The sequence below is a fragment of the Micromonospora sp. NBC_00362 genome (genome assembly GCF_026342155.1).
Taxonomy (GTDB): Bacteria; Actinomycetota; Actinomycetes; order Mycobacteriales; family Micromonosporaceae; genus Micromonospora; species Micromonospora hortensis.
In genome coordinates this window covers 3,747,286-3,774,192 of record NZ_JAPENH010000001.1, presented here as the reverse complement: position 1 = coordinate 3,774,192, position 26,907 = coordinate 3,747,286, and the positions used below count along the sequence as shown (strand labels likewise).

The window sequence follows — 26,907 nt, the reverse complement described above, 5'->3', positions numbered from 1 at the left end:
CCTCAAGGTCGACTGACATCCAAGCCTCCAGTCTTGTCGGGCGGTCAGGTGGTCAGGTGCCACGCGCTAGGCGAAGCGTTCGGTCGTCACCGGTATCAGGCCGTGTTCGCGCAGGACGTTGGTCAGGCCGGTCAGGGTCGAGCCCACCGCCTCGGACGCGTCGGTGCTCAGCAGAACCGTCACGTCGAGACACCAGGCCAGGGTGTGGCCGACCCGTCGCAGATCCCAGGCGAACTGGTCGCCGTGCTCGTCGAGACGACCGCTCGCGACTGACGCGACAGTGCCGCCCGTCGGTGTCCGCCAGGCCGTCCGGAGGCTCGCCACCTGCTCGGCGCGGAGGTCCTTGGCGAAGAGGACGCGGTACACCCGCCGCTCGTGAAAGCCGGCCGGTGGCCGCGCCGGGCCGAGCCGCAACGGCGGGGCGGTGGCGATCGGTTGGTGGTCGAGGAAGTGCGTACGAAGCACCGACTCGTCCGGCAGTTGCCCGCCACCGAGCGCGCGGTAGACGTCCTCGGCCTTCCGGCGGGAGGTGGGGAACACCCGCTCCAGCACCTCGGGGTCGGTGCGCATGCCGCGGCTCAGCGTGGCGGAACTCCACCAGCCGGTCTTCGACGTCCAGCCGGCGCTGTCCAACCCCGTCGTGGTGAAGTCGTGGTGGCGGGCGAACTCCTCGACGACGATCCCTTCCACAGTGGTGGCTGGGTCGCGCTCGTCGCGTCGAGGGAGGACCAGGTAGTAGTCCAGGGGCGGTCCCGCGTCGGGCACCAGCACGGGTACGGCCCGCGTCGGCTCGGTGGTCATCGGCACAACCGTAGCGAAGGACAACGGTTAGCATCCGGACCTCTACGTGAGGAGCCAAGATGACTTCGGTGGCCCAGACCCGGTTCGGCATCATCGGCAGTGGCTGGCGAGGTGAGTTCTTCCTTCGCCTGGCCCGGCTGCTCCCCGAGCGGTTCCGGGTGACCGGGGTGGTGACGCGTACCGAATCACGGGGAGCCGCCGTGACTGCCGACTGGGGTGTGTCGACCTTCCGCACGACGGCGGAGATGCTCGCCCACGAGCGGCCGGACTTCGTCATCGTGTCGGTGCCGTGGCCGGTGACGCCAGAGGCGACCCGGGAGTTGGTGGCGGCCGGCGTACCGGTGCTCGCCGAGACACCGCCCGCCCCCGACCTGGCGGGTCTGCGCTCGCTCTGGGCGGACGTCGGAGGCAGCGGCCTGGTGCAGGTCGCCGAGCAGTACCTGCTGATGCCCGGGCACGCGGCGCGGCTGGCGCTGGTCCGCGCCGGGGTGCTCGGTGAGCCGACCTCGGTCCAGATCTCCTCGACCCACCTGTACCACGCGGTCTCACTGATCCGGGGTCTTCTCGGCGTCGGTCACGAGAGCGCCGAGGTGAGCGCGCGCGCCTTCGTCGCGCCGCTGGCCGACCCGCTCTCGCCGGCTGGCTGGAGCGGCGACGACACCCCGCAGCAGCTCTCCACCACCCTCGCGACCATCGACTTCGGCGGGCGGATGGGGTTGTACGACTTCACCGACAACCAGTGGTGGAACCCGCTGCGTACCCGCCGGTTGGTGGTCCGGGGCTCGCGCGGTGAGCTGGTGGACGACCGGGTGGTCCGCCTGGTCGACCCGAGCACGCCGGTGGAGTCGTTCCTGACCCGGCGGCAGACCGGTCTCGACCTCAACCTGGAAGGGCTCGACCTCAAGCACATCAGCTTCGACGGCGACGTGGTCTACCGCAATCCGTTCGTCGGCAGCGGGATGTCCGACGACGACATCGCGGTCGCCGACATCGTCGCCCGCGCCGGGGCGTGGGCGCGGGAGGAGGGCCCGGCTCCGTATCCGCTTGCCGAAGCCTGCCAGGACCACCTGATCAGCCTCGCCGTCGACGAATCGGTACGCACCGGCCGGCCGGTCGTCACCGCCACCGAGGCATGGGGACGGTAGGTCCGCCGGATCCGTTTCTGTCTCTTGGCTGACAGTGCGCAACCGTGAAGCCAGCTCACCTGTGAAGCCGGGTATCAACCGAATGCCCGGGAGCACCCGGGCCGCACACGGGGAGCAAGCATGAATCGAAGCACTCGACGCCGGATGCTCGCAGCCACAGCGACCGGTCTGCTGGCTACCTCTCTCGGCGTCGCTGTCTCCGCGACGGCGACCGCCGCGCCCGGCGGGGCGACCCCCCGCACCTGCAAGATCAGTACGCTGCCGTACCCGACCGACACCTATCGCGCCGACGCGAACGCGGTCGACCCGACGGGTCGCTACGTCGCGGGGACCGCGCTGCGGGTCGGTGGGACCGACAACCAGTACCTGCTGCTGTTCTGGGACGGGCAGCGGGTCACCGAGCTGGAATCGGAGGCCTCGGCCACCCCCGTCGACATCAACGCCGACGGCGTCGTGATCGGCAACGGATCGGCGGAGACCGGCTACGGGCAGCCGTGGAGGTACCGCGACGGCAAGCTCGAGCAGTTGCCGGTGCTGCCGTCCACCGCCACGTATGTCAGCGCCATCAACGATGCCGGCGACATCGTCGGCCACGGCTCCGACATCGTCTCCGGGGAAATTGTCGCGCTGCGCTGGCCGGCTGCCCGTCCGGGCACTGTGGAGGTGCTCGACGCCCCGGTCGACGCCCAGGCGGGTGGGATCACTGACAACGGGACCATCGTCGGCAGCGCCGGGCCCTTCGGAGACTGGAACAGCTGGGTCCGCCGGCCGAACGGCCGGATCGACGCGCTCACGTTCCCGGGCGCCGAGTGGAGCACTGCCGGCGAGGCGGCGGGCCGCTGGGCGATCGGCCAGGTATGGCTGGGCGGCGCCACCTCGTCGAGCAGGGTGCGGTGGGACCTTCGGAACGGCTCGCACACGCTGCTCGACCAGGAAATGCCGGCACTGACCGGTGTCAACGCCAAGGGCGCCGTGGTGGGTGGTGACCGCGTTGCCAGGGGCGCCACCTCCCGGGTTCTGCCGGGCGGCGGCGAAGGGGTGGTCGTCGGTGCGCGCTCCATCTCCAACTCGGGCACCATCGTCGGGTTCCGCAACGTCCTCGCCGACCGGTTGACTCCGGTGCGTTGGACGGGCTGCTGACCCACCGACTCGCCCACCGCGTGGGGCCGGCCCGGACGGGTCGGCCCCACGTCGCGTCAGCGCGTCACGGCTTCCAGGAACCGGCGGTCTGGAACTGGTCCTGGTACTCCAACGCGCCCGAGGTGTCGTGCACGTCGAACACCACGCTGCCGGTGCGTCTGGTGCCGGCGGTCAGGTCGTCGACGGCCGGCATCGGCTTGCCGCAGCCGGAGAAGGCTCCACCGATCGCAGTGGTCTTGGTGCCGTCGGCGGCCACCCACTGGAAGTAGAGCGGGTTCGTCGACACGGTGCCCTTGGTGACAGCCACAGTCACGTCGGCGATCACGTACATGCCCTCGCCGGGCTTCAGTCCGTGGGACCTGCAGGGTTTGGTGGCGCTGCTGAACTTCGTCACGGTGATCTCGACGGTGCCGGCCTCGCTGTTGACGACCAGGGTGTCGCCCGGCGACAGGTCGCGGGTGTCGCCGTTCGCCGGCGGCGGGGTCGGCGGGGTGGCCTGTGCCTCGCTCACAGTGGTCGAGGTGCCTTTGGTGCCGATGACGACCGCCACGATGCCGCCGGCGCAGGTGAGCAGGGTGAGTACGGCCGCGGAGACCGCGACGGCAACGACGGACTTCTTGGCGCGGTCCGTCTGCGCCGGTGGTGGTGCGATGATCGGGTAGCCGGACCCACCGGGTGCCCGATATCCGCCGCCATGGTCCGTGTGCCCGCCGGCCGCCGGGTACGCAGGCCCCGAGAACGGCGGCTGCGGTGTCGCCGCGAAGGAGCGGGCCGGCGGCTGCGGGTTCGGCTGTTGGGGATTGTGCGGCCTGACGCGTGGCTGGGGGTGGGTCACCGTACTCCTTGACGCTTCGGTACGTGCGGTGCGGGGAACTCTTCGACGTTACCGTGGGTGGCGGAACGTCCAGTGGTCACGCCGGAGGGCATCCCATCGCGAGGATGCGAAGCCAGTCTGGCCAGCGTGGACGGTGTTTGGTCGGTCGCCGAACGCCACTGTGGATCGGTATTCCATTCATCGCTATGAGTAACCAGGCGAGGTCAACGCGCCGGAAGCACAGCGGCGGTGCGGACCAACCCGTCGGCGATCACGAAGTGGCCGCTGATCGATGTCGGGGGGTTGTCGACCCCGGCCGCGTCCACGCGGGCCGGTGCGATCCGGGCAGTGAACGTGCCCGCATCCGGATCGATGTCGAGGAGAGCGTCGTGGAAGTCCAACCAGCCGCGGACGATCGGATGCCACACCTTGTAGACGGTCTCCTTCGCACTGAACAGCACGACCGGCCAGTGGGTGCCGCCGGGTAGCCGTGCGCAGGTGGCCTCCTCCTCCGGCAGCAGCACGAGTCGGCGTACTCCCGGATTGACCTCGCGGTGCTGCTCGGCATCCATCCCGACGGACCGGATGTCGGTGGTGTGCGCCGCCGCTGCGGCGCAGTAGCCGGCGGTGTGGGTGATGCTGCCGACCACCCCGGCCGGCCAGACCGGCGCGCGGTCGCTGGCGGCCGGCACCGCGGTCGTCGGCAGGCCGAGGTCGCGCAACGCCCTGCGGGCGCAAGTCCTTCCCGCGACAAAGTCCCGCCGACGGGTCTGCACCGCCCGCTCGCCGAGACACGCCTGCTCAGCGGGGAGCAATTCGCCTGTCCAGTCCTCCGGCCCGGCGACGGCGACCGCGACCGTCGATGGAAGCAGGTCACGCATTTCGGTGGCCTACTGGTCGGTAGGAATGACGCACAGAGTTAACCGTCAAATTTCCGACTCCCACGACCGTCGAAGGTACCGCAAAGATGTAACACCGGAGGGACGCGCAGCGCTCTCCCTGATGGCTCCGGGGGGACCACCATCAATGCTGGCCGGCACGGCAGCCGCCAGTCCCGTGGACATCTGGAAGGACGTGCGATGACCGATGGCCTGGAACGGCCGGGGGTGCGGGCTGACGAACACGCCCCGAAGACCCCCTGCTGGAGCTGCGGCTCCTGCGGCGACGAGTGGCCGTGCGCGACGAAGCGCACCCGGCTGCTGGCGGAGTACGGGGGTGATCGCGCAATGCTCAGCGTCTATCTGGGCTCCTGCCTCGCCGCCGCCACCGAGGATCTGCGCGCGGCCCCGGTGATGTCGCTCCAGGATAGGTTCATCGGCTGGTTGCCGCGCGGCTCCCGACGTAGCTGAGTCTCTGGTGGCCCCGCCGCTGAGCGGGGCCACCAGAGGTGGCGTTTCAGCGACGTCGAGGGCGTCGGGTCACCGCGAAGCCGCACACGCCGGCCACCGCGGCGAGCGCGCCGCCGATGCCGGTCCAGACCCAGCGCGAGCCGAGATCCGGCAACCAGTCCGCCAGCGAGCCGCTCTCGTCGTCGGCCTCCGCGTCCACCGGGGGTACGGCGTTGAGCACCGTGCCGGCCTTGGTGTTCGGCACCAGCGGGGCGGCCAACTCGCCGTCGTCAGCCGAGGCGCCCCGGTCGGCGATGGTGCCGACCAGCAGGTCGACGTCGATCGGCGCACCCAGATCCGCCTCCGGCAGCTCGATCACGGACAGCCGGACGACGTACGTGCCGGGCAGCGGATCGGCCGACCAGGGCTCCGCCCACGGCCGCACCTCGCGCAGCGTGCAGCCCAGCACCACGTTCGACGCCTTCGCGTCCACGGTCGGGGTCTGAGCCCCCGCCGTGCACGCCTGGCGTCGGCGCAGCCCGTCGAAGACGTCCACCGTCCAGGTGGAGGCGCCGCCGCGTCCCTTCGGGAAGGTGACGGTGGCGTTGATCTCGTGCACCTGGCCGGCCGTCGCGGGGAACGACCAGTAGAGGTGGTCACCGATCGAGGCGTCCACCCGTACCGGTTGTCCGGCGGTGATCGGGGTGGCGGTGAGGAACGACGTGCCGGCACGGTTCACCGGCGTGGCACCCGGGGAGGGGGTCGGTGCGGCTACGGCCGCAGCGGGAAGCAGAGCGGCGACGCCGGCGGCGAGCAGCGCCGCCATCGACCGGAACAGTGCGGTAGGCATCAGTTCTCCCTCCAGGTGGCGACCCACCAGCGGGTGAGCAGGCCGGCGAGCAGACCGGTGATCAGCCCGGCGATGGTGAGCAGGGCGAGCAGCGCCCAGCCGCGGCCGAGGTCCGGTCCGTCCGGTGCGGGTGCGGCGGCGACCACGTCGATGGTCAACTCCACGGGCATGCCCGGGGTCGCCGCGGTGCCGGGACGCGGGGCGAACGAGTTGCTGACCACCAGGCAGACGGTGGTGGGTTCGACGACCGGCGCGGAGCTCTGCTCGGTCTCGGTGGCATCCTCGTCGTCGGCGGTGGCCGACCAGCGCAGCCCGGCGGAGAGCACGTCGGCCCGCCCGCTGCCGGCGTCCGCGCCGCGAACGAGTTCCCGGCCGTCGGCCGCGGTGGCCCGCAACAGCACCCCGTAGTCCCGGTTGACGGCCCGGTCCAACGCCATGCTCACCGACGCCCGCAGTTCCTGCCCGGGACGGATCGGCACCCGGTAGTAGCGATGCTCGGAGAACGCCTCCCGGTCGGCGTAGACGCCGGGGGCGAGCAGGGGCGCCGAGTCGCACGCGCTCGTGCCGCCGACCACGGTCGGGGCCCGGGTGTACGTGTCCCCGGCCCGCTCGACGAGCTGTTTGATCCGGTCGGTCAGCTCCTCGGCGCTCTGCGCGGCGGTGTAGGTCCCGCCGGTCGCGCTGGCGATGCAGAGCAGTTGTCGGCGAACCTTCTCGTCGGGGGCCAGGCCGAGGGTGTCGACGACCAGCCTGGTGCCCTGGGCGGCCAGTTCCCGGGCCACCTCGCACGGGTCCGGCGGAGCACACGTGTCCTCGCCGTCGGTGATCAGCACGATCCGTCTCGTGGTTGCCCCGGTGCCCAGGTCCTGCGCGGCGGAGCGCAGCGCCAGCCCGACCGGAGTGAACCCGGTCGGCCGAAGTGTCGCCACCGCGGCCTTGGCGGCGGACCGGTCCACCGGCCCGACCGGCACGATCTGCTGGGTGTCCTGGCAACCGACCTTCTTGTCCTTGCCGCGGTAGGTCGCGCCGAGCACCCGGATGCCGAGTTGTGTCTCCTCGGGCAGCGCGTCGACCACCTCGTTGAAGGCCTGCTGGGCGACCGAGATCCGGGAGCGTCCGTCGATGTCGGCGGCGCGCATCGACCCGCTGACGTCGAGCACCAACTCGACCCGGGGCGGCTCGGGCGCCGGCTCCTCGTCGGCCTGCGCCGGCCCGGTCAGCGCGGTGGTCGCCAACAGTCCGAGAAGGACCGCCGTCGATCGTCTGAAGTTGATCACGACCCGCAGTGTAGTGAGATCCACTTTGGATGATCATTTGGGTGGAGGCGTGCGGAACCGGCGACTCCGGCCACGCCGGGGATCGCCTCTGACCGGCCGCGCCCGCGCTCAGGGTCCACGCCGGGTCACCCTCGGTCAACTGTGCGAGGGAAGGTGTCGGTTCGGCCAGCATCCGTCGGAAATCTGACCCAAGTCGACCCGTTGTGCCGGTGGTGCGGGGTGGTTAAGCTCTTCATGCGCGCCCCAATCGCCCGCTTCCCCCGTGGCAGGCGATCGGGGCGCGCGTCTTTGTCAAGAAGGGCCCGCACGCTTCGGCGTGCGGGCCCTTCTTCCGTCGCGCTGTGCGGCGCGTCGCCTGTCGATGCTTATATCCACCGACCGTCGAGCCACATCCGGGACAACCAGTCCGAGTAGGGAATCACCCGACCCACGAAGATCGGATAGAAGTACGCGAAGCAGAGCGCCACCAGCAGCACGTACGCCCCCGCCGCGATGCTGCCCACCAGTCGGCGCTCATAACTCGGGTCGCCGGGCACCAGCGGCGCCACCGTACCCACGTCACCCCCGGCGGGCGCGATCAGCGCGCCCAGCACGTACACCACGGCCAGCACCAGGAACGGCACCGCCGGCGCGGCGTAGAACGAGAACATCGTCCGGCCGTCGAGGGCGAACCAGAACCACGGCAGCAGCCCGGCGGCCACGGTCAGCAGGATCGCGCCGGCCCGCCAGTCCCGACGGGCCACACCCAGCCAGACCAGCGCCACCAGAGCGGGCAGGAACGACCACCAGAGCAGCGGGGTGCCGAGCAGCAGAATCTCCGAGGCGCAGCTCGCCGCGCCGCAGACGCCGTCGCCCGCGTAGTGGAACGCCACCGGCCGACCCAACAGCAGCCACTGCCACGGCCACGACTGGTACTTGTGCGCGTCATCGAGCTGGGCGTGGAAGCCGTACGCCGCGCGGTGGTACTCGAAGAGGTTGATCAGCGGACCGATCACCGGCCGGTCGCTGAGCCGGGAGCCCGGGTAGGACGACGCCAGCCGGTAGTAACCGTCGTCGGTGAGCAGCCAGCCCGACCAGGTGGCGAGGTAGGTGCCCACCATGAGCACGCCGGCGAGCACCAGCCAGGGCAGCTCGTCGACGAGCGTGTCCCGCCAGGGCCGGCGGACGCCCGCCGAGCGGCGGACGCCGACCTCCCAGAAGAGCACCAGCAGCGCGAAGGCCGGCACGAAGTACAGAGCGCTCCACTTCACCGCACAGGCGCAGCCGATCAGCACCCCGGCGGCCAGCCGCCACCACGGCCAGGTGCGCCAACCGGTCGGCGGGCGGCCGGCCCGGCCCGGCTGGCTCGGATCGAGCCCGTCGTCCAGGGCCCGAGCCCAGCGCCGACGGCGGGCGTCCCGATCGAGCACCAGCGCGCCGAACGCCGCCAGCACGAAGAAGAGCAGGAAGATGTCGAGCAGGGCCGCCCGGGACAGCACCAGGTGGAAGCCGTCCAGGGCGAGCAGCAGGCCGGCCGCGCAGCCGAGCACCGTCGAGCGGAACATCCGCCGACCGATGCGGACCAGCAGCAGCACCGACAGCGTGCCGATGACCGCCGCCGAGAAACGCCAGCCGAACTCCGGTGCGGTGGTCATCAGGTGCCCGGGGACGGAGACCTTGGAATCGGCGTCCTGATAGCCGAACGCCCACTCGCCGACGCCGATCAACCACTTGCCCAGCGGCGGGTGCACCACGTATGACGGAGCGTTGTCCTTGTAGTTCCACTCCACGCCACGCGAGATCAGCCCGTAGGCGTCCTTGGCGTAGTACGTCTCGTCGAAGATCTTGCCCTTCGGGCTGGACAGCCCCACGAAGCGCACGATCGCCGCGATGGCCACCACCACTGCCGTGGCCAGCCAGGAGAAGCGGTCCACCTGGGTGTCGACGGTGGCGAACCGTCGCCGGACCACAGCGGCCACCCCGCCGCCCTCGGCACTCGGCGCCGTCGGCTCCTGGGTGGCACTGGGCTCGCCCGTCATCTGGATCATCTTGTCCGGATCGGCGCTCGGGCTCTGCGCTGTCGACGCACTCGTCACCCGGCGATCGTAGGCTGCCAGGGTGCCCGGTGGCGTCCGTCGTCCCTGATACCGGTATTCCCTGCAATGAAGGAGACGAATCCGTGGGTGAAATGTCCGAAGTTGGGCGCCTGATCCTGCTCGGTGCTCCGCTCGGCAACCCCGCCGACGCCTCGGCCCGACTCCGGGAGGTGCTGATCAGCGCCGACGTGGTCGCCGCCGAGGACACCCGCCGACTCACCCGGCTGGCCCGCGATCTCGACCTCACCGTCGGTGGTCGAATCGTCTCCTACTTCGAGGGCAACGAGGAGCGGCGCACCCCCGAGCTGGTCGAGGCCATCCTCGGCGGATACGTGGTGGCGCTGGTGACCGACGGCGGAATGCCCAGCGTCTCCGACCCCGGCTACCGGCTGGTCCGTGCCACGTTGGACGTCGGGGCGCCGGTCACCGTCGCCCCCGGGCCCAGCGCGGTCACCACCGCGCTGGCCGTCTCCGGGCTGCCCTGCGACAGGTTCTGCTTCGAGGGCTTCCTGCCCCGTACCCCCAGCGGCCGCCGATCCCGGCTGCGCGCCCTCGCCGCCGAGGAGCGCACCCTTGTCTTCTTCGAGGCCCCCCACCGGATCGGGGCGACGCTCACCGACCTGGCGGACACGTTCGGGGCGGACCGGCCGGCCGCAGTCTGCCGCGAACTCACGAAGACCTACGAGGAGGTGCTCCGCCGCCCCCTCGGCGAGCTGGCCCGGTGGGCCACCGAGGGGGACCCGCGCGGCGAGATCACCCTGGTGGTGGCCGGAGCTCCGGTGACCGCTGCCGAACGCCCCGACGACGACACCCTGCGCGCCGCCGTCGCCGAGCGGGAGGCCGCCGGCCGGTCCCGCCGGGACGCCATCACCGACGTCGCCACCGAGTACGCGCTGCGCCGCCGGGACGTCTACACGATCGTGCACAGCTGACCGATGTGGTGCGCTCCGCCGGGCGGAGGGTTCACCACGCGGCGGCCAGGAAGCCGACGGTGATCAGCGTCGGGCCGGCGATGGCGGCGGCCACTGCCCACCGGCGGTGCCGGCGACCGGGCAGCCGTGCCGACCCGGTCCACCGGACGATGCCGGCGGCGCAGGCCAGCACCACCAGCAGACCGGGCAGCCACCGCAGGTGCCGGCCCACGCCGACGTCCGCGTACGCGGTGCCGCTGTCCGGGCCGGTCATCCGCGCCGGCAGCGCGGTGCCGGCCGTGCGCTGATCGACGGGCACGCCGCTGACCCGGACACCATGGGCGATGAACAGCCCGTCCTCGGCAGTGAAGATCCCCCGGCACCGCAGGGTGAGCCCGCCGCCGGAACAGTCGTCGATCACCACGGTGCCCGTCCGGGCGTGCCCGACCGCGAGCCAGAACGGGCCGGCGCTGACCCAGGCGAAGAAGGCCGCGACCAGGCTCAGCACCACCAGCGCGGCGAGCCCGGGCAACGGATCCGGCGGTGGGGGTGTGCGGCTGGGTGCCCGGCGCCGCGCCAGCCGGAAGCCGCGGAGCCGTGCCGGTGCCGCGTCCTTGCGGACCGGGGTGCCGTCCCAGTGCACCTGCTCGATCGGCGCCCAGAAAGCGCCGCCGTCGTCGTCCGGCGGGTCGCCGTCGGGCCCGTGGTCGCGCTGCCGGCGGCCCTGCTCTCGGACCGGCACCCGACGCGGCACCGCGTCCACCGGCGCGCCGGTGGTCGGCTCCACCTCCACAGGCTCCGCGCCGGTCGGTGCCGCGCCGGTCGGCGAGCCTGACGAGCCGGGACGGACCGGGCTGGGTACGGGTGCCCCCGGGGTCGGACGAGTCGGTGTGGGTGACGGTGCCGCCGGCGCGGGGCGGGCCGGGGCGGCGGACCTCCCTGCCGGCGTGGGCCGCTGTGTCCCCGGGTCGGCGCTGCGCACGAACCGAGGTTGCGGTGCGACCCCGGCGACCCGGGACACGGCGGGCTCGGGCCCCGGGTCGTCGCCGACCGCCGACCCGGTGGGACGGTCCTCGTGGTCCCGCGCCGCTCCTCTGCCCGTCACGACGTTCATTGCACACCGCGCCAGGAGATGAAACGGGCAGGTGAGCCGCGTGTCGACGACAAATCGGACCAACGGGCGAGGTGGTCGGCCCGGTCCGACGGTCGGGCACCCCCCATTGGTTCGCGAACGCCCCGGACGGGTCACTAGGCTCACTGCTCATGAGTCACGTTCTCGCGGCAGTGGCCTGGCCGTACGCCAACGGCCCCCGCCACATCGGCCACGTCTCCGGTTTCGGCGTTCCCTCCGACGTCTTCGCCCGGTACATGCGCATGGCCGGCCACGACGTGCTCATGGTCTCCGGCACCGACGAGCACGGCACCCCGATCCAGGTGCAGGCCGACGCCGACGGGGTGACCCCGCGCGAGCTGGCCGACCGGTACAACAGGGTGATCGTCGAGGACCTGCACGGCCTCGGCCTCTCGTACGACCTGTTCACCCGCACCATCACCCGCAACCACTACGCGGTGGTGCAGGAGCTGTTCGAGGGGATGTACCGCAACGGCTACATCGTGCCGAAGACCACCATGGGCGCGATCTCCCCGTCCACCGGGCGCACCCTGCCCGACCGCTACATCGAGGGCACCTGCCCGATCTGCGGGTACGACAGCGCCCGCGGTGACCAGTGCGACAACTGCGGCAACCAGCTCGACCCGATCGACCTGATCAACCCGAAGTCGCGGATCAACGGGGAAACTCCGAAGTTCGTCGAGACCGAGCACTTCTTCCTGGACCTGCCGGCCCTGGCCGAGGTGCTGCGGCAGTGGCTGGACACCCGCGAGGGGTGGCGGCCCAACGTGCTGCGGTTCTCCCGCAACCTGCTCGACGACCTCCAGCCCCGGGCGATCACCCGTGACCTGGAGTGGGGCGTGCCGATCCCGCTCGACGGCTGGCGCGACCGGTCGGACAAGCGGATCTACGTGTGGTTCGACGCCGTGATCGGCTACCTGTCCGCCTCGATCGAGTGGGCCCGTCGCTCCGGCGACCCGGACGCGTGGCGGAAGTACTGGTCCGCCGACGGCGCGGGGAAGGACGCCCAGTCGTACTACTTCATGGGCAAGGACAACATCGTCTTCCACTCGGTGATCTGGCCGGCGCTGCTCTCCGGCTACTCCGGCGAGGGCTCCCGCGACGGTGAGCCGGGCGAGCTGGGTCGGCTCAACCTGCCCACCGAGGTGGTCTCGAGCGAGTACCTGACCATGGAGGGGCGCAAGTTCTCCTCGTCCCGCAAGGTGGTCATCTACGTTCGCGACTTCCTGGAGCGCTACGACGCCGACGCGCTGCGCTACTTCATCGCCGCCGCCGGCCCGGAGAGCAACGACACCGACTTCACCTGGGCCGAGTTCCTGCGCCGCAACAACGACGAGTTGGTCGCCGGTTGGGGCAACCTGGTCAACCGGTGCGTCTCGATGGCCGCGAAGAACTTCGGGGCGATCCCGCCGGTCGACCCGGCCGGGCTCACCGAGGCCGACGAGGCGCTGCTCGCCGTCGCTCGGACCGGGTTCACCACTGTCGGCGACCTGATCGGCCGGCACCGCCAGAAGCAGGCGATCGGCGAGGCCATGAAGGTGGTCGCCGAGGCCAACAGGTACCTCTCCGAGCAGGCGCCATGGAAGCTCAAGGACGAGGCGGACAAGCCCCGGATGGGCACCATCCTGCACGTCGCCCTTCAGGTGATCAGCGACGCCAACACGCTGCTCACCCCGTTCCTGCCGCACTCCGCGCAACAGGTGCACGAGCTGCTCGGGGGCACCGGCGTGCACGCGCCGATGCCGGTGATCGAGCAGGTCGACGACCTGGACGGCGGCCCGGCGTACCCGGTGCTCACCGGGGACTACACAGTCGGCGCGCGCTGGGAGTCGGTGTCGATCGAGGCGGGTCGCCCGCTGGCCGCGCCGAAGCCGGTGTTCCGCAAGCTCGACCCGTCGATCGTCGACGAGGAACTGGCCCGGCTCGCCGACTGAGCGTGCGACGCGCGGCGGCGGGTGCCCCGCCGCCGCGCGCTGTCACATCGCGTACCGGGTGTCCATCACCTGGTCGTCGGTCACCTCGGCGCCCGGCGCCCAGGCCTCGTAGACGCCGCGTTCCTGACACTGCGCGCCGGTCGTGACCACCGTGTCCGGGTTCGGGTAGCGCAGGCGCACCCGCAGCCAGCCGGCCTCCTCCCGCAGCACCAGGCACGGCACCCCCCGCCACTGGGCGAACCGGAGCCGGCGAGCCACCGCGTCCACCGGGTAACGGGCCGCCCGGGTCATCGCCAGCACCCGGAACCCACCGGGTAGGTCGGCGACCGCCTCGTACTCGCTGTCGCCGTACATGCCGACCAGCTGGGTGGAGCGGGGAGCGTCTGCGTTCGGCACGTACTCCTGGTCCGGGGAGAGGCCCGGCACCGAGGCCAGCAGGTGCCGCCACTGCGGACCCACCATCCGCAGCCACCCGCGCTGTTCGGCCTGGTAGGTGTAGAGCACCACCTCCACCCCCTCCGCCGGGTACGCGATGAGGGCGGCGTTCGCCGGCATCGGCAGGTCGGCGAAGTCCCTGGTGATGAACTCCGGGATGAGCTGACCGTTGCTGGGCACGAAGCCGGTGCCGAGCACCGGGGCGCCGAGCCGGTCCCGGGCGGCCAGCGCGGTCAGGCCGCGGTGTGCCGGGCCCACCGGCACGTCGTAGTCACCCGGGTCGGACGCGCGCCAGCGCAGCGCGTACGCCACGTCCGGGCCGTCCCGGCCAGCGTCGCCATCGGTACGCAGCACCGTCGTCGTCGCCGGCGTACGCAGGTGCGCCACATCGTGCTCGCGGTAGCAGAAGCCGTGCGGCAGCCAACCCCGTACGTAGCCGGCGAGCTGCTGGGCCGAGAGCACCTTCATCATCCGGGTGCCCCGCCGGACCACCGCCGACGCGCGCGCCTCAACCAGCATCGGGTCGCCCGCCGTCGCCGGCTGCTGGCTGAGCTGGTGCAGGTACGCCCAACCCCGCTCGCGGTGAGCGGGGATCAGTAGCGGCGTCTCCGGCTCGTCGGCCGGCTCGGTGGCACCGTGCACAGCTGTCACCTCGGTGACGTGCACGAACCGGTGCCACGGCAGGGCGCTGCCCGGGCGGGGCGCCCACTCGAAGCCGGCCACCTCGTCGGCGCTGAACAACTCGTACGCGGCGCCTCGGGCGATCTCCTCGGCCGGGTAGAGACCGCCGCCGAACGCCACGTGCAGTCCGGTCCGTTCGCCGGCGCTGCCACCGGCCTGGGGGGTGACGCTCATGCCGTCGCCTCGCTGCTCGGTGGGATGAGGTCCGCACGCTGTCGCGTCCGCTCGTGAGCGACCGTAGAGTCGCACGGCGTAGCCCGGGTGAACGTCGGGTGGCGGGCAGATGGACAGGCCCGGTGTGTGATGCTGTCGCTGATGAGCGAGCCCACTGAATCCCGTCGCGAGCGTGCCGCCCGGCGGGCCGGAGAGTTTCCGCCCGCCCCCGAGGCGTTGCCCCGGGCGGTGCTGGACAGCCACACCCACCTGGACATCACTGTCAGCGAGGCCGGCGTGCCCGGCGGCGGGCCGGCCGACGACCCAGTTGCCGTGGCCATCGCGTTGGCAACGAAGGTCGGCGTGGACCGGCTGGTCCAGGTGGGTGTCGACGTCGCCTCCTCGCGGTGGGGCGCGGACACCGCCGACCGGTACCCGGCCGTGCTGGCCACCGTGGCGCTGCACCCCAACGAGGCACCCCGGCTCAGCGACCTCGACGAGGCGTTGCGGGAGATCGAGTCACTCGCCGCCCGCGATCGGGTCCGGGGGATCGGCGAGACCGGAATGGACTTCTTCCGGACCGGGGACGAGGGGCGTGCCGCGCAGGAGCAGAGTTTCCGGGCGCACATCGCCATCGCCAAGCGGTACGGCAAGACGCTGGTCATCCACGATCGCGACGCGCACGCCGACGTGCTGCGGATCCTCGACGACGAGGGTGCTCCCGACCGGGTGGTGCTGCACTGCTTCTCCGGCGACGCCGACTTCGCCCGCGAGTGCGTCCGCCGCGGCTACCTGTTGAGCTTCGCCGGCACCGTCACCTTCGGCAGCGCGACGGCGCTGCGCGAGGCCGCCGCGCTCACCCCGGCGGATCAGATGCTGGTGGAGACCGACGCCCCGTACCTCACCCCGATGCCGTACCGCGGCCGGCCGAACGCGTCGTACCTGATTCCGCTCACCGTCCGCGCGCTCGCCGCGACCACCGGCAGTGACCTGGACGAGCTGTGCGCGGCCATCTCCGCCACCGGCGACCGGGCCTTCGGCCCGTGGTGAGCCCGGCTCGACGGTCGGCACCGACCCCGTCGCTACGCTGCCAGCCATGACCGGTCTCCTCGGCCCGGCGGAGATCCGGGAACTCGCCGCCCGGCTGGGCGTCGCGCCCACCAAGAAGCTGGGCCAGAACTTCGTGCACGACCCGAACACGGTGCGCCGGATCGTGACCGCCGCCGGCCTGACCCCCGACGACGTCGCCCTGGAGGTGGGGCCCGGGCTCGGCTCGCTGACCCTGGGGTTGCTGCCGGTCGCCGGGCACGTGCACGCCGTGGAGATCGACCCGGTGCTCGCCGGGGCGCTACCGGAGACCGTCGCGCGGCACGCCGGGGCTGACGCCGCCCGGCTCACAGTGCACCGCGCGGACGCGCTGCGTATCGCCGCCGCCGAGCTGGCCGACCCGGCGCCGACAGCGCTGGTGGCGAACCTGCCCTACAACGTGGCCGTGCCAGTGGTGCTGCACCTGCTCGCCGTGCTGCCCAGCCTGCGACGCGGCCTGGTGATGGTGCAGAAGGAGGTCGCCGACCGGCTCGTCGCCGGTCCCGGCTCCAAGGTGTACGGCATTCCGTCGGTGAAGCTCGCCTGGTACGCCCAGGCCCGGGGCGCCGGCAAGGTGCCGCCGAACGTGTTCTGGCCGGTGCCCAACGTCGACTCCGGTCTGGTCTCCTTCACCTGCCACGAGCCGCCCCGCACCGACGTACCGCGGGAGCGGGTCTTCGCCGTGGTGGACGCGGCGTTCGCGCAGCGGCGCAAGACGCTGCGCGCCGCGTTGGCCGGCTGGGCCGGTGGCGCGGACCGGGCCGCCGCGGCGCTCACCGCCGCCGGCGTCGACCCCGGCGCCCGTGGGGAGTCACTGACCGTCGAGCAGTTCGCTGCCATCGCCGCGTCGGCTCCGGTCGGTACGCCGGCCGGGAAGTAGGCTGACGCGGTGCCCGCCCAGGACGCTGAGGAGCTGATCGTGGCCAAGCCGTTCGACATCCGCCTGCGCGTGCGGGACATCACCCCGTGACCGAGGCCTGGCGACCGGACGACGACGAGCGACGGGGGGCCATCGGCCCGGTGCGGGTGCGGGTGCCCGCGAAGGTCAACCTGCACCTCGGGGTGGGCCCGCTGCGCCGGGACGGCTACCACGAGCTGAACACGATCTACCACGCCATCTCGATCTACGACGAGCTGACGGCCCGCCGGGGCGACACCCTCGCCCTGACCATGGAGGGTGAGGGCACCGGCGAGCTGGCCCTGGACGACACCAACCTGGTGATCCGCGCCGCGCACGCCCTCGCCGGGTACGCGGGGGTGCTGCCGCACGCCCGACTGCACCTGCGCAAGCAGATCCCGCTCGCCGGTGGGTTGGCCGGCGGTAGCGCCGACGCGGCCGCCGCGCTGGTGGCCTGCGACGCGCTCTGGGGCACCGGGCTGTCCCGCGACGAGCTGGCCGGCATCGCCGCCGACCTCGGCTCCGACGTGCCGTTCCTGATCTACGGTGGCACCGCGCTGGGCACCGGCCGGGGTGAGGCGATCAGCCCCGTGCTGGCCCGCCCCACCTCCTGGCACTGGGTGGTGGCGATCGCCGACGGCGGCCTGTCCACCCCGACCGCGTACCGGGAGCTGGATCGGCTCCGCGACTCCGGCGCCGCCGGCGCCCCGCTGGGCAGCACCGACGCGCTGCTGGGCGCGCTGCGCCAGCGTGACCCCCGGGTGCTCGCCCGTACGCTCGGCAACGACCTCCAGGACGCCGCGCTGGCCATGCGCCCGGCGCTGGCCGACACGCTGAAGGCCGGCGAGGCGGCCGGTGCGCTCACCGGCATCGTCTCCGGCTCCGGCCCGACCTGCGTGTTTCTCGCCGCCAACGCGGCCGACGCGGAGCGGATCGCCGCCGAGCTGACCGCCGCGGGCGTCTGCCGGGAGGCGCGGGTCGCGCACGGTCCGGTAGCCGGCGCCCGCGTCGGCTGACGACGCGTTCCACCGGAGCTGCTGGCGCGCGGCGCGGGCGTCCGGGGCTTCCGCGTACCCTTGGGAAAGGCGTCCAGGTGCCCGCCGGCACCGGGACGCCTTGATCATGAAGGGTGGAACGTGGCGAACATCGTCAATCTGGACCGGGTGTCCAAGGGGTACGGCGCCGCCGGGCGGCTGCTCACGGACGTCTCGCTCGGCCTGGACGACGCCGACCGGATCGGCGTGGTCGGCCTCAACGGCGCCGGCAAGTCCACCCTGTTGCGACTGCTCACCAAGCAGGAGGACCCCGACGACGGTCGGGTGACCCACCGCCGTGACCTGCGTGTGCTCTGGCTGCCGCAGCAGCTCGCCCTCGCCCCCGAGGCCACCGTCCGGGACGTGGTGCTCGGCACCGCCTGGCTCGCCGAGGGCATGGGCGCCGAGCACGAGTGGGCCGGCGACTCCGGGGTGCGGGCCATCCTCGACGGCCTCGGCATGCCGCACCTCGGCCTCGACCAGCCGGTCGGCCCGATGTCCGGTGGCGAACGCCGCCGGGTGGCGCTCGCCGCGCTGCTCGTGCGCGACTCCGACCTGCTCATCCTCGACGAGCCCACCAACCACCTGGACGTCGGCGGGGTCGACTGGCTGGCCCGGCACCTGGTCGGCCGCAAGGGCGCCCTGGTCGTGGTCACCCACGACCGGTGGTTCCTGGACGCGGTCTGCACCAACACCTGGGAGGTCGCCGACCAGACCGTCCGCGCCTACGAGGGTGGCTTCGCCGCCTGGACCCTCGCCCGTGCCGAGCGTGAGCGGGTCGCCGCCGCCACCGAGGCCCGCCGGCAGAACCTGCTCCGCAAGGAGATCGCCTGGCTGCGTCGTGGCCCACCCGCCCGGACCTCCAAGCCGCAGTTCCGCATCGACGCCGCGAACGCGTTGATCGCCGACGTGCCGCCGGCGCGCGACACCATGTCGTTGCAGCGGATGGCCACCTCGCGGTTGGGCAAGCAGGTGTACGACCTGGAGAACGTCGAGCTGCACGCCGGCCCGAAGGAGATCCTTCGCGACGTCACCTGGCTGGTCGGCCCCGGCGACCGGATCGCGATCCTCGGCGCCAACGGCGCCGGCAAGACCACGCTGCTGCGGATGCTCGCCGGCATCACCCGCCCCGACGGCGGTCGCCTCGGCACCGGCTCCACAGTGCGGCCCGCGTTCCTCTCCCAGGAGCTCACCGAGCTGCCCGGGCACCTACGGGTGCTGGAGGCGGTAGAGGAGGTCGCCCGCCGGGTTCAGCTCGGCGACCGGGAGGTCTCCGCCTCTCAGCTCGCCGAGGTGTTCGGCTTCGACGACCGCCGCCTCTGGACCCCGGTCAGTGACCTCTCCGGTGGGGAACGCCGCCGGTTGCAGATGCTGCGGCTGCTGGCCGGCGAGCCCAACGTGCTGCTCTTCGACGAGCCCACCAACGACCTGGACACGGACACCCTCGCCTCGCTGGAGGACCTGCTCGACTCGTGGCCCGGCACGATCATCGTGGCCAGCCACGACCGGTACCTGATCGAGCGGGTCACCGACACGGCGTACGGGATGTTCGGCGACGGTCGGCTGGTGCACCTGCCGGGTGGCGTGGACGAATACCTCGCGCGGACCGCCGAGCGGGCCGGCTCTCCTCGGGCGGGCGCCACCTCGACCTCCGCGTCCGCTGCCCCCTCGGGGGGTGGCATGTCCGCCGCCGAGGTCCGTCAGGCCCGCAAGGAGCTGACCCGGCTGGAGCGGCAGCTCAGCAAGCTCGACCAGCGCGAGACCACGCTGCTCGATCAGCTCGCGGCGGACGCCACGGACTACGCCCGGGTCGCCGAGTTGGACACCCAGCTCAAGGATCTGCGCGCCGAGCGGGAGCGGATCGAGGAGAGCTGGATGACCCTCGCCGAGGACCTGCCCGAGAGCTGACCGGCCGGGCGCGCCGGCCCGGGCCCCGTGTGCGGCGTCACACCACCACATGCGAGACAATCGTCGGCGACACCTACCCCACGGCGTTGGAGACACAGACATGGCACACACCCCCGTCAACCACCCCGCGCGGCCGATCTACCGGGCGATCGGCGGGCTGACCGGTCTGTACCTGGTCGTCTTCGGTGTGCTCGGCATCGTCGCGAGCACCGGCAACGAGATCCTCGCCCAGGACGACACCCGCGTCCTCGGTCAGGGCACCAACCTCGGCTTCTCGCTGCTCAGCGTGCTGCTCGGGATCATCGTGCTGGTCGGCACCGCGCTCGGCCGCAACATCGACGTGGCGATCAACCAGTGGCTGGCGTACAGCCTCATGGTGGTCAGCCTGGCCGGTCTCGCGTTCATCCGGACCGACGCCAACATCTTCAACTTCAGCATCACCACGGTGGTCGTGGTGATGACTGCCGCCCTGGTGCTGCTCATGGTCGGCATGTACGGCAAGGTCGGCACCGAGGACGAGGCGGAGGCGTTCCAGAAGGCTCGTCTGGTTCTCTGAGCCCTTTTGGTTGCGGCCGTGGGTTTTCGCCGGAGCCCGAGCTGCTCCGGGCGGTCAGGCTTGATCCCTGCGCAGCTCGGGCTCCGGCGAAACCCTGACCCGGTCCAGCCTTCGGCGGACCTTCCGGCTTTGTGGTTCTTCGGACAGTCGGTCCTGCCTTGGGCGACAATTCCCCTGAAACGGTCATATCAGGGGGTCTGGGCATGCCGCATTTTCCGGTCAACCATCCGGCACGGCCGCTCTACCGGGTCCTCTCCGGGCTGATCGGCGTCTACATCCTGGTCTTCGGCGTGTGGGGCGTCGCCGAGACGATCGGGGATCCGCTCTTTGCCCGCACCAGCACCTGGGCCCTCGGCCTCCGGACCAACCTGGCCTTCTCGCTCGCCTCGGTGATCTTCGGGATCGTCCTGATCATCGGGGCCTCGCGGCGTACCAACCTCGGCCACTACATGAACCTCACAGCGGGCGTGGTGTTCCTGGTGACCAGCATCCTGATGATGTCGGTGCTGCAGACCGAAGCGAACTTTCTCAACTTCTCGATGTCGACAGTGGTCGTGTCGATGCTGTTCGGCCTGATCCTGCTCGGCACCGGCCTCTACGACAAGGTCGGCCCACCGGAATCCGCCGAGGCGGAGTTGGAGCACCGCAAGCACCCGGTGGCCGACGTGCACCGCCGCTGATCGAGGTCAGCTGCGCCGCGCGGTGATCAGCGTCGGCTTGGCCTCCAGGTGCGACAACCCGTTCCAGGCCAGGTTGACGAGGTGCGCCGCCACCGTCTCCTTGCGCGGCTTACGCACCTCCAACCACCAGCGACCGGTCAACGCCACCATGCCGACCAGCGCCTGCGAGTACAGCTCGGCGAGCTTCGGGTCGTACCCGCGGCTCTTGTACTCCGCGCCGAGGATGTGCTCGACCTGGTGCGCCACGTCGTTCATGACGCTGCTGAAGGTGGCAGTGCCGGACATCAGCGGCGACTCGCGGACCAGCACCCGGAAACCGCTGGTCTCCTCCTCGATGTAGGTCAGCAGGGCGAGCGCCGCTTGTTCCAGCAGCTCCCGCGGATGCCCTGCGGTCAACGCCGTGGTGATCCGGTCCAACAGGGCCCGGACCTCCCGGTCCACCACCACCGCGTAGAGCCCTTCCTTGCCACCGAAGTGCTCGTAGACCACCGGCTTGGAGACCTTGGCGCGGGCCGCCACCTCCTCGATGGAGGTGGCGTCGAAGCCGCGTTCGGCGAAGAGCTGCCGGCCGGTCGCGATCAACTGCTCCCGGCGTTGGGCCGCCGACATGCGGACCCGGGAGGGAGCTTTGGCCTTCGGCGCCGCCGTCGGCGTCGCCCGTCGGCCGCCGACAGCTGCCGCCGCGTCGTCGCTGACCTCGGGCATGTCGCCGCCTCGCTGGCGCTCGGTGACGCCCTGCCGTGGAATGGTTCCTCCGCTGTGCCCGTTCACGTCGTCGCCTCACTGTCGGGCGGTTCGACCGCCCTGACGCGCCGTTCGACCGTACCCGGATCGGGCTCGGCTCCCCGTCCGCCGAGCCGCCCGGTCCCCCCGCATGGCTCGGTCACCCGGCCATCCTGCCAGGCGGCATCCCCGTGCACCGCCCGGTTTCAGTGGGGTGCGACAGGCTTCACCAGCTTGGCGGCGAGTCGCTCGGGCTTCGGCCAGCGCACCTGCGTCGCCGCGCCGGTCTTCTCGAACAACCAGATCACCCGGGCGGAGATGTCCACCTGACCGCGCAACACGCCGTGCCGGGCGCTGGTCGGGTCGGCGTGGTGCAGGTTGTGCCAGCTCTCGCCGAACGACAGGATCGCCAGCGGCCAGAAGTTCGACGCGCGGTCGCCCTGGCGCATCGCGAACGGACGTTCACCGTAGACGTGGCACACCGAGTTGATCGCCCAGGTGACGTGGTGCAGCAGGCCGATCCGGACCAGTCCGGCCCAGAAGAACGCGGTCAGCGCGCCCTGCCAGGACCAGGTCACCAGGCCGCCGATCAGCGCCGGGCCGAGCAGTGAGATGGCCACCAGCGCGGGAAAGAGTCGGTCGACGCGGCTGATGTCCCGGTCGGCGATGAGGTCCGGTGCGAAACGCCCGCGATTGGACAGCTCCCGGCGGAACAGCCAGCCCACGTGCGCATGGAACAGGCCCCGGGTCAACGCCCAGAAGCTGGTGCCGAAGCGCCACGGCGAGTGCGGGTCGCCCTCCAGGTCGGAGAACGCGTGGTGACGCCTGTGGTCGGCGACCCACTGAATGATCTCGCCCTGCACCGCAAGCGATCCCGCGACCGCCAGAGTCACCCGAAGCCACCGCTTGGCCTTGAACGAGCCGTGCGTGAAGTAGCGGTGGAAACCGACGGTGATGCCGAGCCCGGAGACGACGTACCAGACCAGGCCGATGACGACGTCGGTCCAGCCCAGCCAGCCGCCCCACGCCACCGGCACGGCGATCAGCAGGGCGACGAAGGGGATCACCACGAAGGCCCAGAGGGCCGCCAGGATGCCGGGGGACTGGCTGCCGTCGGTGAGTGGTTTGGGGCCGGGGCCGGCGGTGTTGGAATCGAGCAGAGCAGTGGACATGGGACCTCGCAGGGGGATGGTAACGATCACAAAGCTACGCCTACGTCACCGTAACTTACGGCACCGTAGATCGCACGAGGAACTTTCGAATCGTCTTCGCGTAACTGCTCGAAGTCGCAGGTCAGCCGGCTCCGTGGCGGGTGCCTGGCCGGTCCGGGAAGAGGGCGGCTGAGGCGCGGGCCGACGACTCCCGGAAGACCCACGGCATCGACCACTCGCCCTGCGGCGGGATGAGCGCTGGCATCCGACGGCGGGGGCGCTAAGGTGTAGCGGCGGGATGTCCATCCCTCGTGCGACGTGCTCGCGTCGCTGATCGGCCGTGGTGTAATTGGCAACACCCGGGTCTTTGGTACCCGTATTTCAGGTTCGAACCCTGGCGGCCGAGCTGCCCACCTACGTCCGCTTTAGGGTCCGGTGGGGGTAAGAGAGGAACGTGCCGGGCCTCGCGGCTAGCATGGCCGCGAGAGTGTCCGCCGTCCCGACGGGAGCCACGTCGTGCCCCAGCCCCACCTCCGTACCGTCGTCGTACTTGCCGCCGGTGAGGGTAAGCGGATGAAGTCGGCACTGCCCAAGGTGCTGCACCCCCTGCTCGGTCGGACGCTCCTCGGTCACGTGCTGAGCGCCGCCGCACCGTTGGGCGCGGACCGCACAGTCGTCGTGGTGGGCCACGGCGCCGACCAGGTGCGGGCGCACCTGTCCGAGGTCGCCCCGGACGCCACTCCGGTGCTCCAGGCCGAGCAGCTCGGCACCGGGCATGCCGTACGAATCGCTCTGGAGGCCGTACCGGACGGTGCCGGCACCGTCGTGGTGATCAACGGTGACGTGCCCCTGCTGCGACCCGAGACGGTGGGCGCGCTGGTGACCGCGCACGAGGAGGCCTCCGCGGCGGCCACCGTGCTGGCCGCCGAGGTGCCCGACCCGACCGGCCTGGGACGGATCGTGCGGGACGCCGACGGTCGCTTGGAGCAGATCGTCGAGGAGCGTGACGCCGACACGACGCAGCGCGCCATCCGGGAGATCAACGCCGGCATCTACGCGTTCGACGCCGTGCGGCTGCGCGAGGCGCTGGGCAAGCTCTCCACCGACAACGACCAGGGCGAGGAGTACCTGACCGACGTCTTCGGTCTGCTCCGTTCCGCCGGTGAGCCGGTCGCGGTGCACGTTGCCGTGGACCACGTCGAGACGTTGGGCTGCAACGACCGGGTGGAGCTGTCCACGCTGCGTCGGCTACTGCGCGACCGGATCAACGAGGCGTGGATGCGCACCGGGGTGAGCCTGCTCGACCCCGCCACCACCTGGATCGACGTGACTGTCGCGCTGGACCGGGACGCGGTGGTCGACCAGAACACCCAGTTGCGCGGCGGCACTGTGGTCGGCGCGGGCGCGCTGATCGGGCCGGACGTCACCCTGATCGACACGATCGTCGGCCCCGCCGCGTCGGTGATCCGCAGTCACGCCGTCGGCGCCGAGGTGGGTGCGGGCGCAACCGTCGGGCCGTACGCGTACCTGCGGCCGGCCGCCCAGTTGGCCGAGAAGGCGAAGGTCGGCACGTTCGTCGAGGTGAAGAACTCGCAGATCGGCGCCGGCGCGAAGGTGCCGCACCTGACGTACGTCGGCGACGCGACGATCGGCGAGCAGACCAACATCGGCGCCGCGTCGGTCTTCGTGAACTACGACGGGGTCAACAAGCACCGCACCGTGATCGGCAGCCACGCGCGGACCGGTGCGGACAACATGTTCGTGGCGCCGGTCGAGGTCGGCGATGGGGCGTACACGGCGGCTGGTTCGGTGATCGTCGACGACGTGCCGGCCGGAGCGATGGGCGTCGCCCGAGCGCGCCAGCGCAACATCGAGGGCTGGGTGGTCAAGCGGCGCGCCGGCACTGCCGCGGCGGAGGCGGCGCAGCGGGCCCGCGACGCGAAGGATGAGCAGCCGACCGGCGACGCGAAGGGTGCGTCCGGTACGACTGGTGCCGCAAGCCACAGTGAGGCAATCCACGGTGCGACCGAGACGGTGGGCGGCGCATCCGGCGCGGGAGATACTGCAACCGAATAGTCCCCGACCCACCACCACCGGGTCGGGTACCGCCGACATAACGGGAGCAGACGGGCCCATGGGCAGCATCGTCGCCGAAAACCGCAAAAGCCTGATGCTCTTTTCCGGACGTGGCTTTCCGGAGTTGGCCAAGGAGATCGGCGAGGTGCTCGGCGTCGCGCCGACGCCGGCCGACGCGTACGAGTTCGCCAACGGCGAGCTCTTCGTACGGTTCAAGGACTCGGTACGTGGTTCGGACGCCTTCGTGGTGCAGTCCGTCACGCACGGGGTGAACACCTGGGTCATGGAGACCCTGATCATGGTGGACGCGCTGAAGCGGGGGTCCGCCAAGCGGATCACAGTGGTGCTGCCGTTCTACCCGTACGCCCGTCAGGACAAGAAGCACCGTGGTCGGGAGCCGATCTCGGCCCGACTGGTGGCGGACCTGCTGAAGACCGCCGGCGCGAACCGCATCCTCACCGTCGACCTGCACACCGCGCAGATCCAGGGCTTCTTCGACGGCCCGGTGGACCACCTCTTCGCCATGGACATCCTGGCCGAGTACGTGGAACACAAGTACGCCGGCCGGCCGATGACAGTGGTGGCACCGGACTCGGGTCGGGTGCGGGTGGCAGAGCGGTGGACCGACCGGCTGGGCGGCTGCCCGCTGGCGTTCATCCACAAGACCCGTGACCCGATGAAGCCGAACCAGGTCGTGGCGAACCGGGTCGTCGGCGAGGTGGAGGGCCGGGTCTGCCTGATCGTCGACGACATGATCGACACCGGGGGCACCATCGCCAAGGCCGCCGACATCCTCAAGGAGTCGGGCGCTGCGGAGATCGTGGTCGCGTCCACCCACGCGCTGCTGTCCGACCCGGCCACCGAGCGGTTGAAGAACAGCTCGATCAGCGAGATCGTGGTGACGAACACCCTGCCGCTCCCGCCGGAGAAGCAGCTGGACAAGCTCACGGTGCTGTCGATCGCGCCGCTGCTGGCGCGTGCGATCCGCGAGGTCTTCGACGACGGCTCGGTGACCACCCTCTTCGGTGGCCTGAGCTGAGCCTGAGCCCCGTTTCCGTCACTCGACACGCTGGCGGGGGCGGGGCTGGCAAACTGGTCGAAACGGGGCCGGCACGCTGGTGGGAGCACCACCGACGCGCCGGTCCTGAGCCGTGATCGGGGACTGCCGGAAACCCTGGAAACAGCTCGGGTAGACTGGTGCGGTTGCCACGGCGAGGGTGCCCGGCGGGCCGCTGAAAAGCGCCGCACGGAGGCACCGTCATCGACGCGGTGCTCCGGGCAGTCGTTCATGACGCATGAGCCCCAGCGAGCCCCTCGCCCCAGCACCGTTAGACGACAAGCCGCCGCAGCGAAAAGCATCAGGAGTTTCCCCGTGTCCGAGGTAAAGATCAGCGCCGAGCCCCGTACCGAGTTCGGCAAGGGTGGTGCCCGCCGTACCCGCCGGGCCGGCAAGGTGCCTGCCGTGCTGTACGGCCACGGCGAGAAGCCCAAGCACATCGCGCTGCCGTCGCGGGAGTTCGCCGCCGCGATCCGCAAGGGTGGTGCCAACCAGCTCTTCGCGATCGACATCGCCGACGGCACCCAGGTGCTGGCGCTGCCGAAGGCGATCCAGCGTGACCCGATCCGCGACACCTTCGAGCACGTCGACCTGATCCTGGTCCGCCGGGGCGAGAAGGTCACCGTCGAGGTCCCGGTCCAGCTGACCGGCGAGGCCGCCCGGGACACCCTGATCGTGCACGACCACGACACCCTCTCGGTGACCGCGGACGCCACCAAGGTTCCGGACCACCTCGAGGCGTCGATCGAGGGCCTGGAGGCGGGCACCCTGGTGACTGCCGGCGATGTCAAGCTGCCGACCGGCGTCGAGCTGGCCGTCGACTCGGAGCTGACCGTCGCGTCGATCACCGCCGCCCCGACCGCCGAGCAGCTCGAGGCGACGCTGCCCGAGGTCGAGGCCGCCACCGACGAGGCCGAGGCCGAGGTCGGCGAGACCACCGAGGGCTCCGAGGGCGCGGACGGCGCCCCGGCCGAGGGCGCCGAGACGACCGAGGCGCGTACCGAGGCCTGATCGGCTCGTACTGTGCGACAGGCGTCCCCGGATGTTCGGGGGCGCCTGTCG

24 protein-coding genes and 1 tRNA gene are annotated in these 26,907 nt (G+C 71.4%); 15 read left to right on the top strand and 10 right to left on the bottom strand.

Going from position 1 to position 26,907, the window contains the following annotated elements; translation table 11 throughout:
* Positions 1-66: 66 nt before the first annotated feature.
* Positions 67-801: a hypothetical protein gene (locus OG992_RS17090; protein ID WP_266303718.1), complete on the bottom strand. Its 735-nt coding sequence runs from the start codon at positions 799-801 to the stop codon at positions 67-69.
* A 59-nt stretch (positions 802-860) separates the two neighbouring features.
* On the opposite strand from OG992_RS17090, the gene OG992_RS17085 reads away from it, so the two are divergent.
* Together OG992_RS17085 and OG992_RS17080 are read left to right on the top strand one after the other, a co-directional pair.
* Positions 861-1,946: a Gfo/Idh/MocA family protein gene (locus OG992_RS17085; protein ID WP_238683618.1), complete on the top strand. Its 1,086-nt coding sequence runs from the start codon at positions 861-863 to the stop codon at positions 1,944-1,946.
* A gap of 120 nt (positions 1,947-2,066) precedes the next feature.
* On the top strand, positions 2,067-3,086 hold the full coding sequence (locus OG992_RS17080; RefSeq protein WP_238683617.1) for a hypothetical protein: 1,020 nt from the start codon (positions 2,067-2,069) through the stop codon (positions 3,084-3,086).
* A gap of 64 nt (positions 3,087-3,150) precedes the next feature.
* Here the strand turns inward: OG992_RS17080 and OG992_RS17075 are convergent, their stop codons facing one another.
* Both OG992_RS17075 and OG992_RS17070 read right to left on the bottom strand, forming a co-directional pair.
* Positions 3,151-3,921 carry a DUF4352 domain-containing protein gene (locus tag OG992_RS17075; protein ID WP_238683616.1) on the bottom strand — a complete coding sequence of 257 codons (771 nt, stop codon included), beginning with the start codon at positions 3,919-3,921 and terminating at the stop codon, positions 3,151-3,153.
* Positions 3,922-4,124: 203 nt separating this feature from the next.
* Complete coding sequence (locus tag OG992_RS17070) at positions 4,125-4,781, bottom strand: 4'-phosphopantetheinyl transferase (protein WP_266303717.1); 657 nt, start codon at positions 4,779-4,781, stop codon at positions 4,125-4,127.
* Positions 4,782-4,979: 198 nt separating this feature from the next.
* Between OG992_RS17070 and OG992_RS17065 the strand changes: the two genes are divergently transcribed.
* Complete coding sequence (locus tag OG992_RS17065; protein ID WP_203122828.1) at positions 4,980-5,249, top strand: hypothetical protein; 270 nt, start codon at positions 4,980-4,982, stop codon at positions 5,247-5,249.
* 46 nt (positions 5,250-5,295) lie between these two features.
* Here the strand turns inward: OG992_RS17065 and OG992_RS17060 are convergent, their stop codons facing one another.
* From OG992_RS17060 to OG992_RS17050, 3 genes are all read right to left on the bottom strand, one after another.
* On the bottom strand, positions 5,296-6,078 hold the full coding sequence (locus tag OG992_RS17060) for a peptidase (RefSeq protein WP_238683614.1): 783 nt from the start codon (positions 6,076-6,078) through the stop codon (positions 5,296-5,298).
* The gene (locus OG992_RS17055; protein ID WP_238683613.1) at positions 6,078-7,355 is read right to left on the bottom strand and encodes a VWA domain-containing protein; all 1,278 of its coding nucleotides are present in this window, start codon (positions 7,353-7,355) and stop codon (positions 6,078-6,080) included. Before OG992_RS17055 ends, OG992_RS17060 begins: the two co-directional genes overlap by 1 nt.
* A gap of 365 nt (positions 7,356-7,720) precedes the next feature.
* Entirely contained in the window at positions 7,721-9,373 is a 1,653-nt protein-coding gene (locus OG992_RS17050) for a dolichyl-phosphate-mannose--protein mannosyltransferase (protein WP_266305222.1), read from the bottom strand.
* A gap of 140 nt (positions 9,374-9,513) precedes the next feature.
* Here OG992_RS17050 and rsmI point away from each other — a divergent pair, with 140 nt between their 5' ends.
* Entirely contained in the window at positions 9,514-10,362 is an 849-nt protein-coding gene (gene rsmI / locus OG992_RS17045) for a 16S rRNA (cytidine(1402)-2'-O)-methyltransferase (RefSeq protein ID WP_238683611.1), read from the top strand.
* 31 nt (positions 10,363-10,393) lie between these two features.
* Here the strand turns inward: rsmI and OG992_RS17040 are convergent, their stop codons facing one another.
* Positions 10,394-11,128 (bottom strand): hypothetical protein, encoded by a 735-nt coding sequence (locus tag OG992_RS17040; RefSeq protein ID WP_266303716.1) that lies wholly within the window; start codon positions 11,126-11,128, stop codon positions 10,394-10,396.
* 476 nt (positions 11,129-11,604) lie between these two features.
* Here OG992_RS17040 and metG point away from each other — a divergent pair, with 476 nt between their 5' ends.
* A complete protein-coding gene (metG, locus tag OG992_RS17035) occupies positions 11,605-13,407 on the top strand; it encodes a methionine--tRNA ligase (protein ID WP_266303715.1) in 1,803 nt (600 codons plus the stop codon).
* Between the two features lie 42 nt (positions 13,408-13,449).
* Here metG and OG992_RS17030 read toward each other — a convergent pair whose 3' ends face one another.
* Positions 13,450-14,697, bottom strand: a complete 1,248-nt coding sequence (locus OG992_RS17030; protein WP_238683608.1) for a hypothetical protein — start codon at positions 14,695-14,697, stop codon at positions 13,450-13,452.
* A 129-nt stretch (positions 14,698-14,826) separates the two neighbouring features.
* Here OG992_RS17030 and OG992_RS17025 point away from each other — a divergent pair, with 129 nt between their 5' ends.
* The 6 genes from OG992_RS17025 (at position 14,827) to OG992_RS17000 (ending at position 20,838) form a co-directional block, all read left to right on the top strand.
* Positions 14,827-15,726 (top strand): TatD family hydrolase, encoded by a 900-nt coding sequence (locus tag OG992_RS17025; RefSeq protein ID WP_238683607.1) that lies wholly within the window; start codon positions 14,827-14,829, stop codon positions 15,724-15,726.
* 46 nt (positions 15,727-15,772) lie between these two features.
* Positions 15,773-16,642 carry a 16S rRNA (adenine(1518)-N(6)/adenine(1519)-N(6))-dimethyltransferase RsmA gene (gene rsmA, locus OG992_RS17020; RefSeq protein ID WP_238683606.1) on the top strand — a complete coding sequence of 290 codons (870 nt, stop codon included), beginning with the start codon at positions 15,773-15,775 and terminating at the stop codon, positions 16,640-16,642.
* Between the two features lie 86 nt (positions 16,643-16,728).
* The gene (locus OG992_RS17015) at positions 16,729-17,676 is read left to right on the top strand and encodes a 4-(cytidine 5'-diphospho)-2-C-methyl-D-erythritol kinase (protein ID WP_238683605.1); all 948 of its coding nucleotides are present in this window, start codon (positions 16,729-16,731) and stop codon (positions 17,674-17,676) included.
* 120 nt (positions 17,677-17,796) lie between these two features.
* Positions 17,797-19,602 (top strand): ABC-F family ATP-binding cassette domain-containing protein, encoded by a 1,806-nt coding sequence (locus tag OG992_RS17010; protein ID WP_238683604.1) that lies wholly within the window; start codon positions 17,797-17,799, stop codon positions 19,600-19,602.
* Between the two features lie 100 nt (positions 19,603-19,702).
* Entirely contained in the window at positions 19,703-20,158 is a 456-nt protein-coding gene (locus OG992_RS17005; RefSeq protein WP_266303714.1) for a DUF4383 domain-containing protein, read from the top strand.
* Between the two features lie 203 nt (positions 20,159-20,361).
* Positions 20,362-20,838 carry a DUF4383 domain-containing protein gene (locus tag OG992_RS17000; RefSeq protein WP_238683602.1) on the top strand — a complete coding sequence of 159 codons (477 nt, stop codon included), beginning with the start codon at positions 20,362-20,364 and terminating at the stop codon, positions 20,836-20,838.
* Between the two features lie 6 nt (positions 20,839-20,844).
* Here OG992_RS17000 and OG992_RS16995 read toward each other — a convergent pair whose 3' ends face one another.
* Positions 20,845-21,543 carry a TetR/AcrR family transcriptional regulator gene (locus tag OG992_RS16995; protein WP_196920982.1) on the bottom strand — a complete coding sequence of 233 codons (699 nt, stop codon included), beginning with the start codon at positions 21,541-21,543 and terminating at the stop codon, positions 20,845-20,847.
* A gap of 224 nt (positions 21,544-21,767) precedes the next feature.
* On the bottom strand, positions 21,768-22,733 hold the full coding sequence (locus OG992_RS16990) for an acyl-CoA desaturase (RefSeq protein ID WP_266303713.1): 966 nt from the start codon (positions 22,731-22,733) through the stop codon (positions 21,768-21,770).
* 313 nt (positions 22,734-23,046) lie between these two features.
* On the opposite strand from OG992_RS16990, the gene OG992_RS16985 reads away from it, so the two are divergent.
* The 4 genes from OG992_RS16985 (at position 23,047) to OG992_RS16970 (ending at position 26,856) form a co-directional block, all read left to right on the top strand.
* A tRNA-Gln gene (locus tag OG992_RS16985) sits at positions 23,047-23,118 on the top strand.
* 110 nt (positions 23,119-23,228) lie between these two features.
* A complete protein-coding gene (glmU, locus tag OG992_RS16980; RefSeq protein WP_308193639.1) occupies positions 23,229-24,788 on the top strand; it encodes a bifunctional UDP-N-acetylglucosamine diphosphorylase/glucosamine-1-phosphate N-acetyltransferase GlmU in 1,560 nt (519 codons plus the stop codon).
* Between the two features lie 58 nt (positions 24,789-24,846).
* Positions 24,847-25,827 (top strand): ribose-phosphate diphosphokinase, encoded by a 981-nt coding sequence (locus OG992_RS16975; protein WP_091394633.1) that lies wholly within the window; start codon positions 24,847-24,849, stop codon positions 25,825-25,827.
* 333 nt (positions 25,828-26,160) lie between these two features.
* On the top strand, positions 26,161-26,856 hold the full coding sequence (locus tag OG992_RS16970) for a 50S ribosomal protein L25/general stress protein Ctc (protein ID WP_266303712.1): 696 nt from the start codon (positions 26,161-26,163) through the stop codon (positions 26,854-26,856).
* Positions 26,857-26,907: the final 51 nt, after the last annotated feature.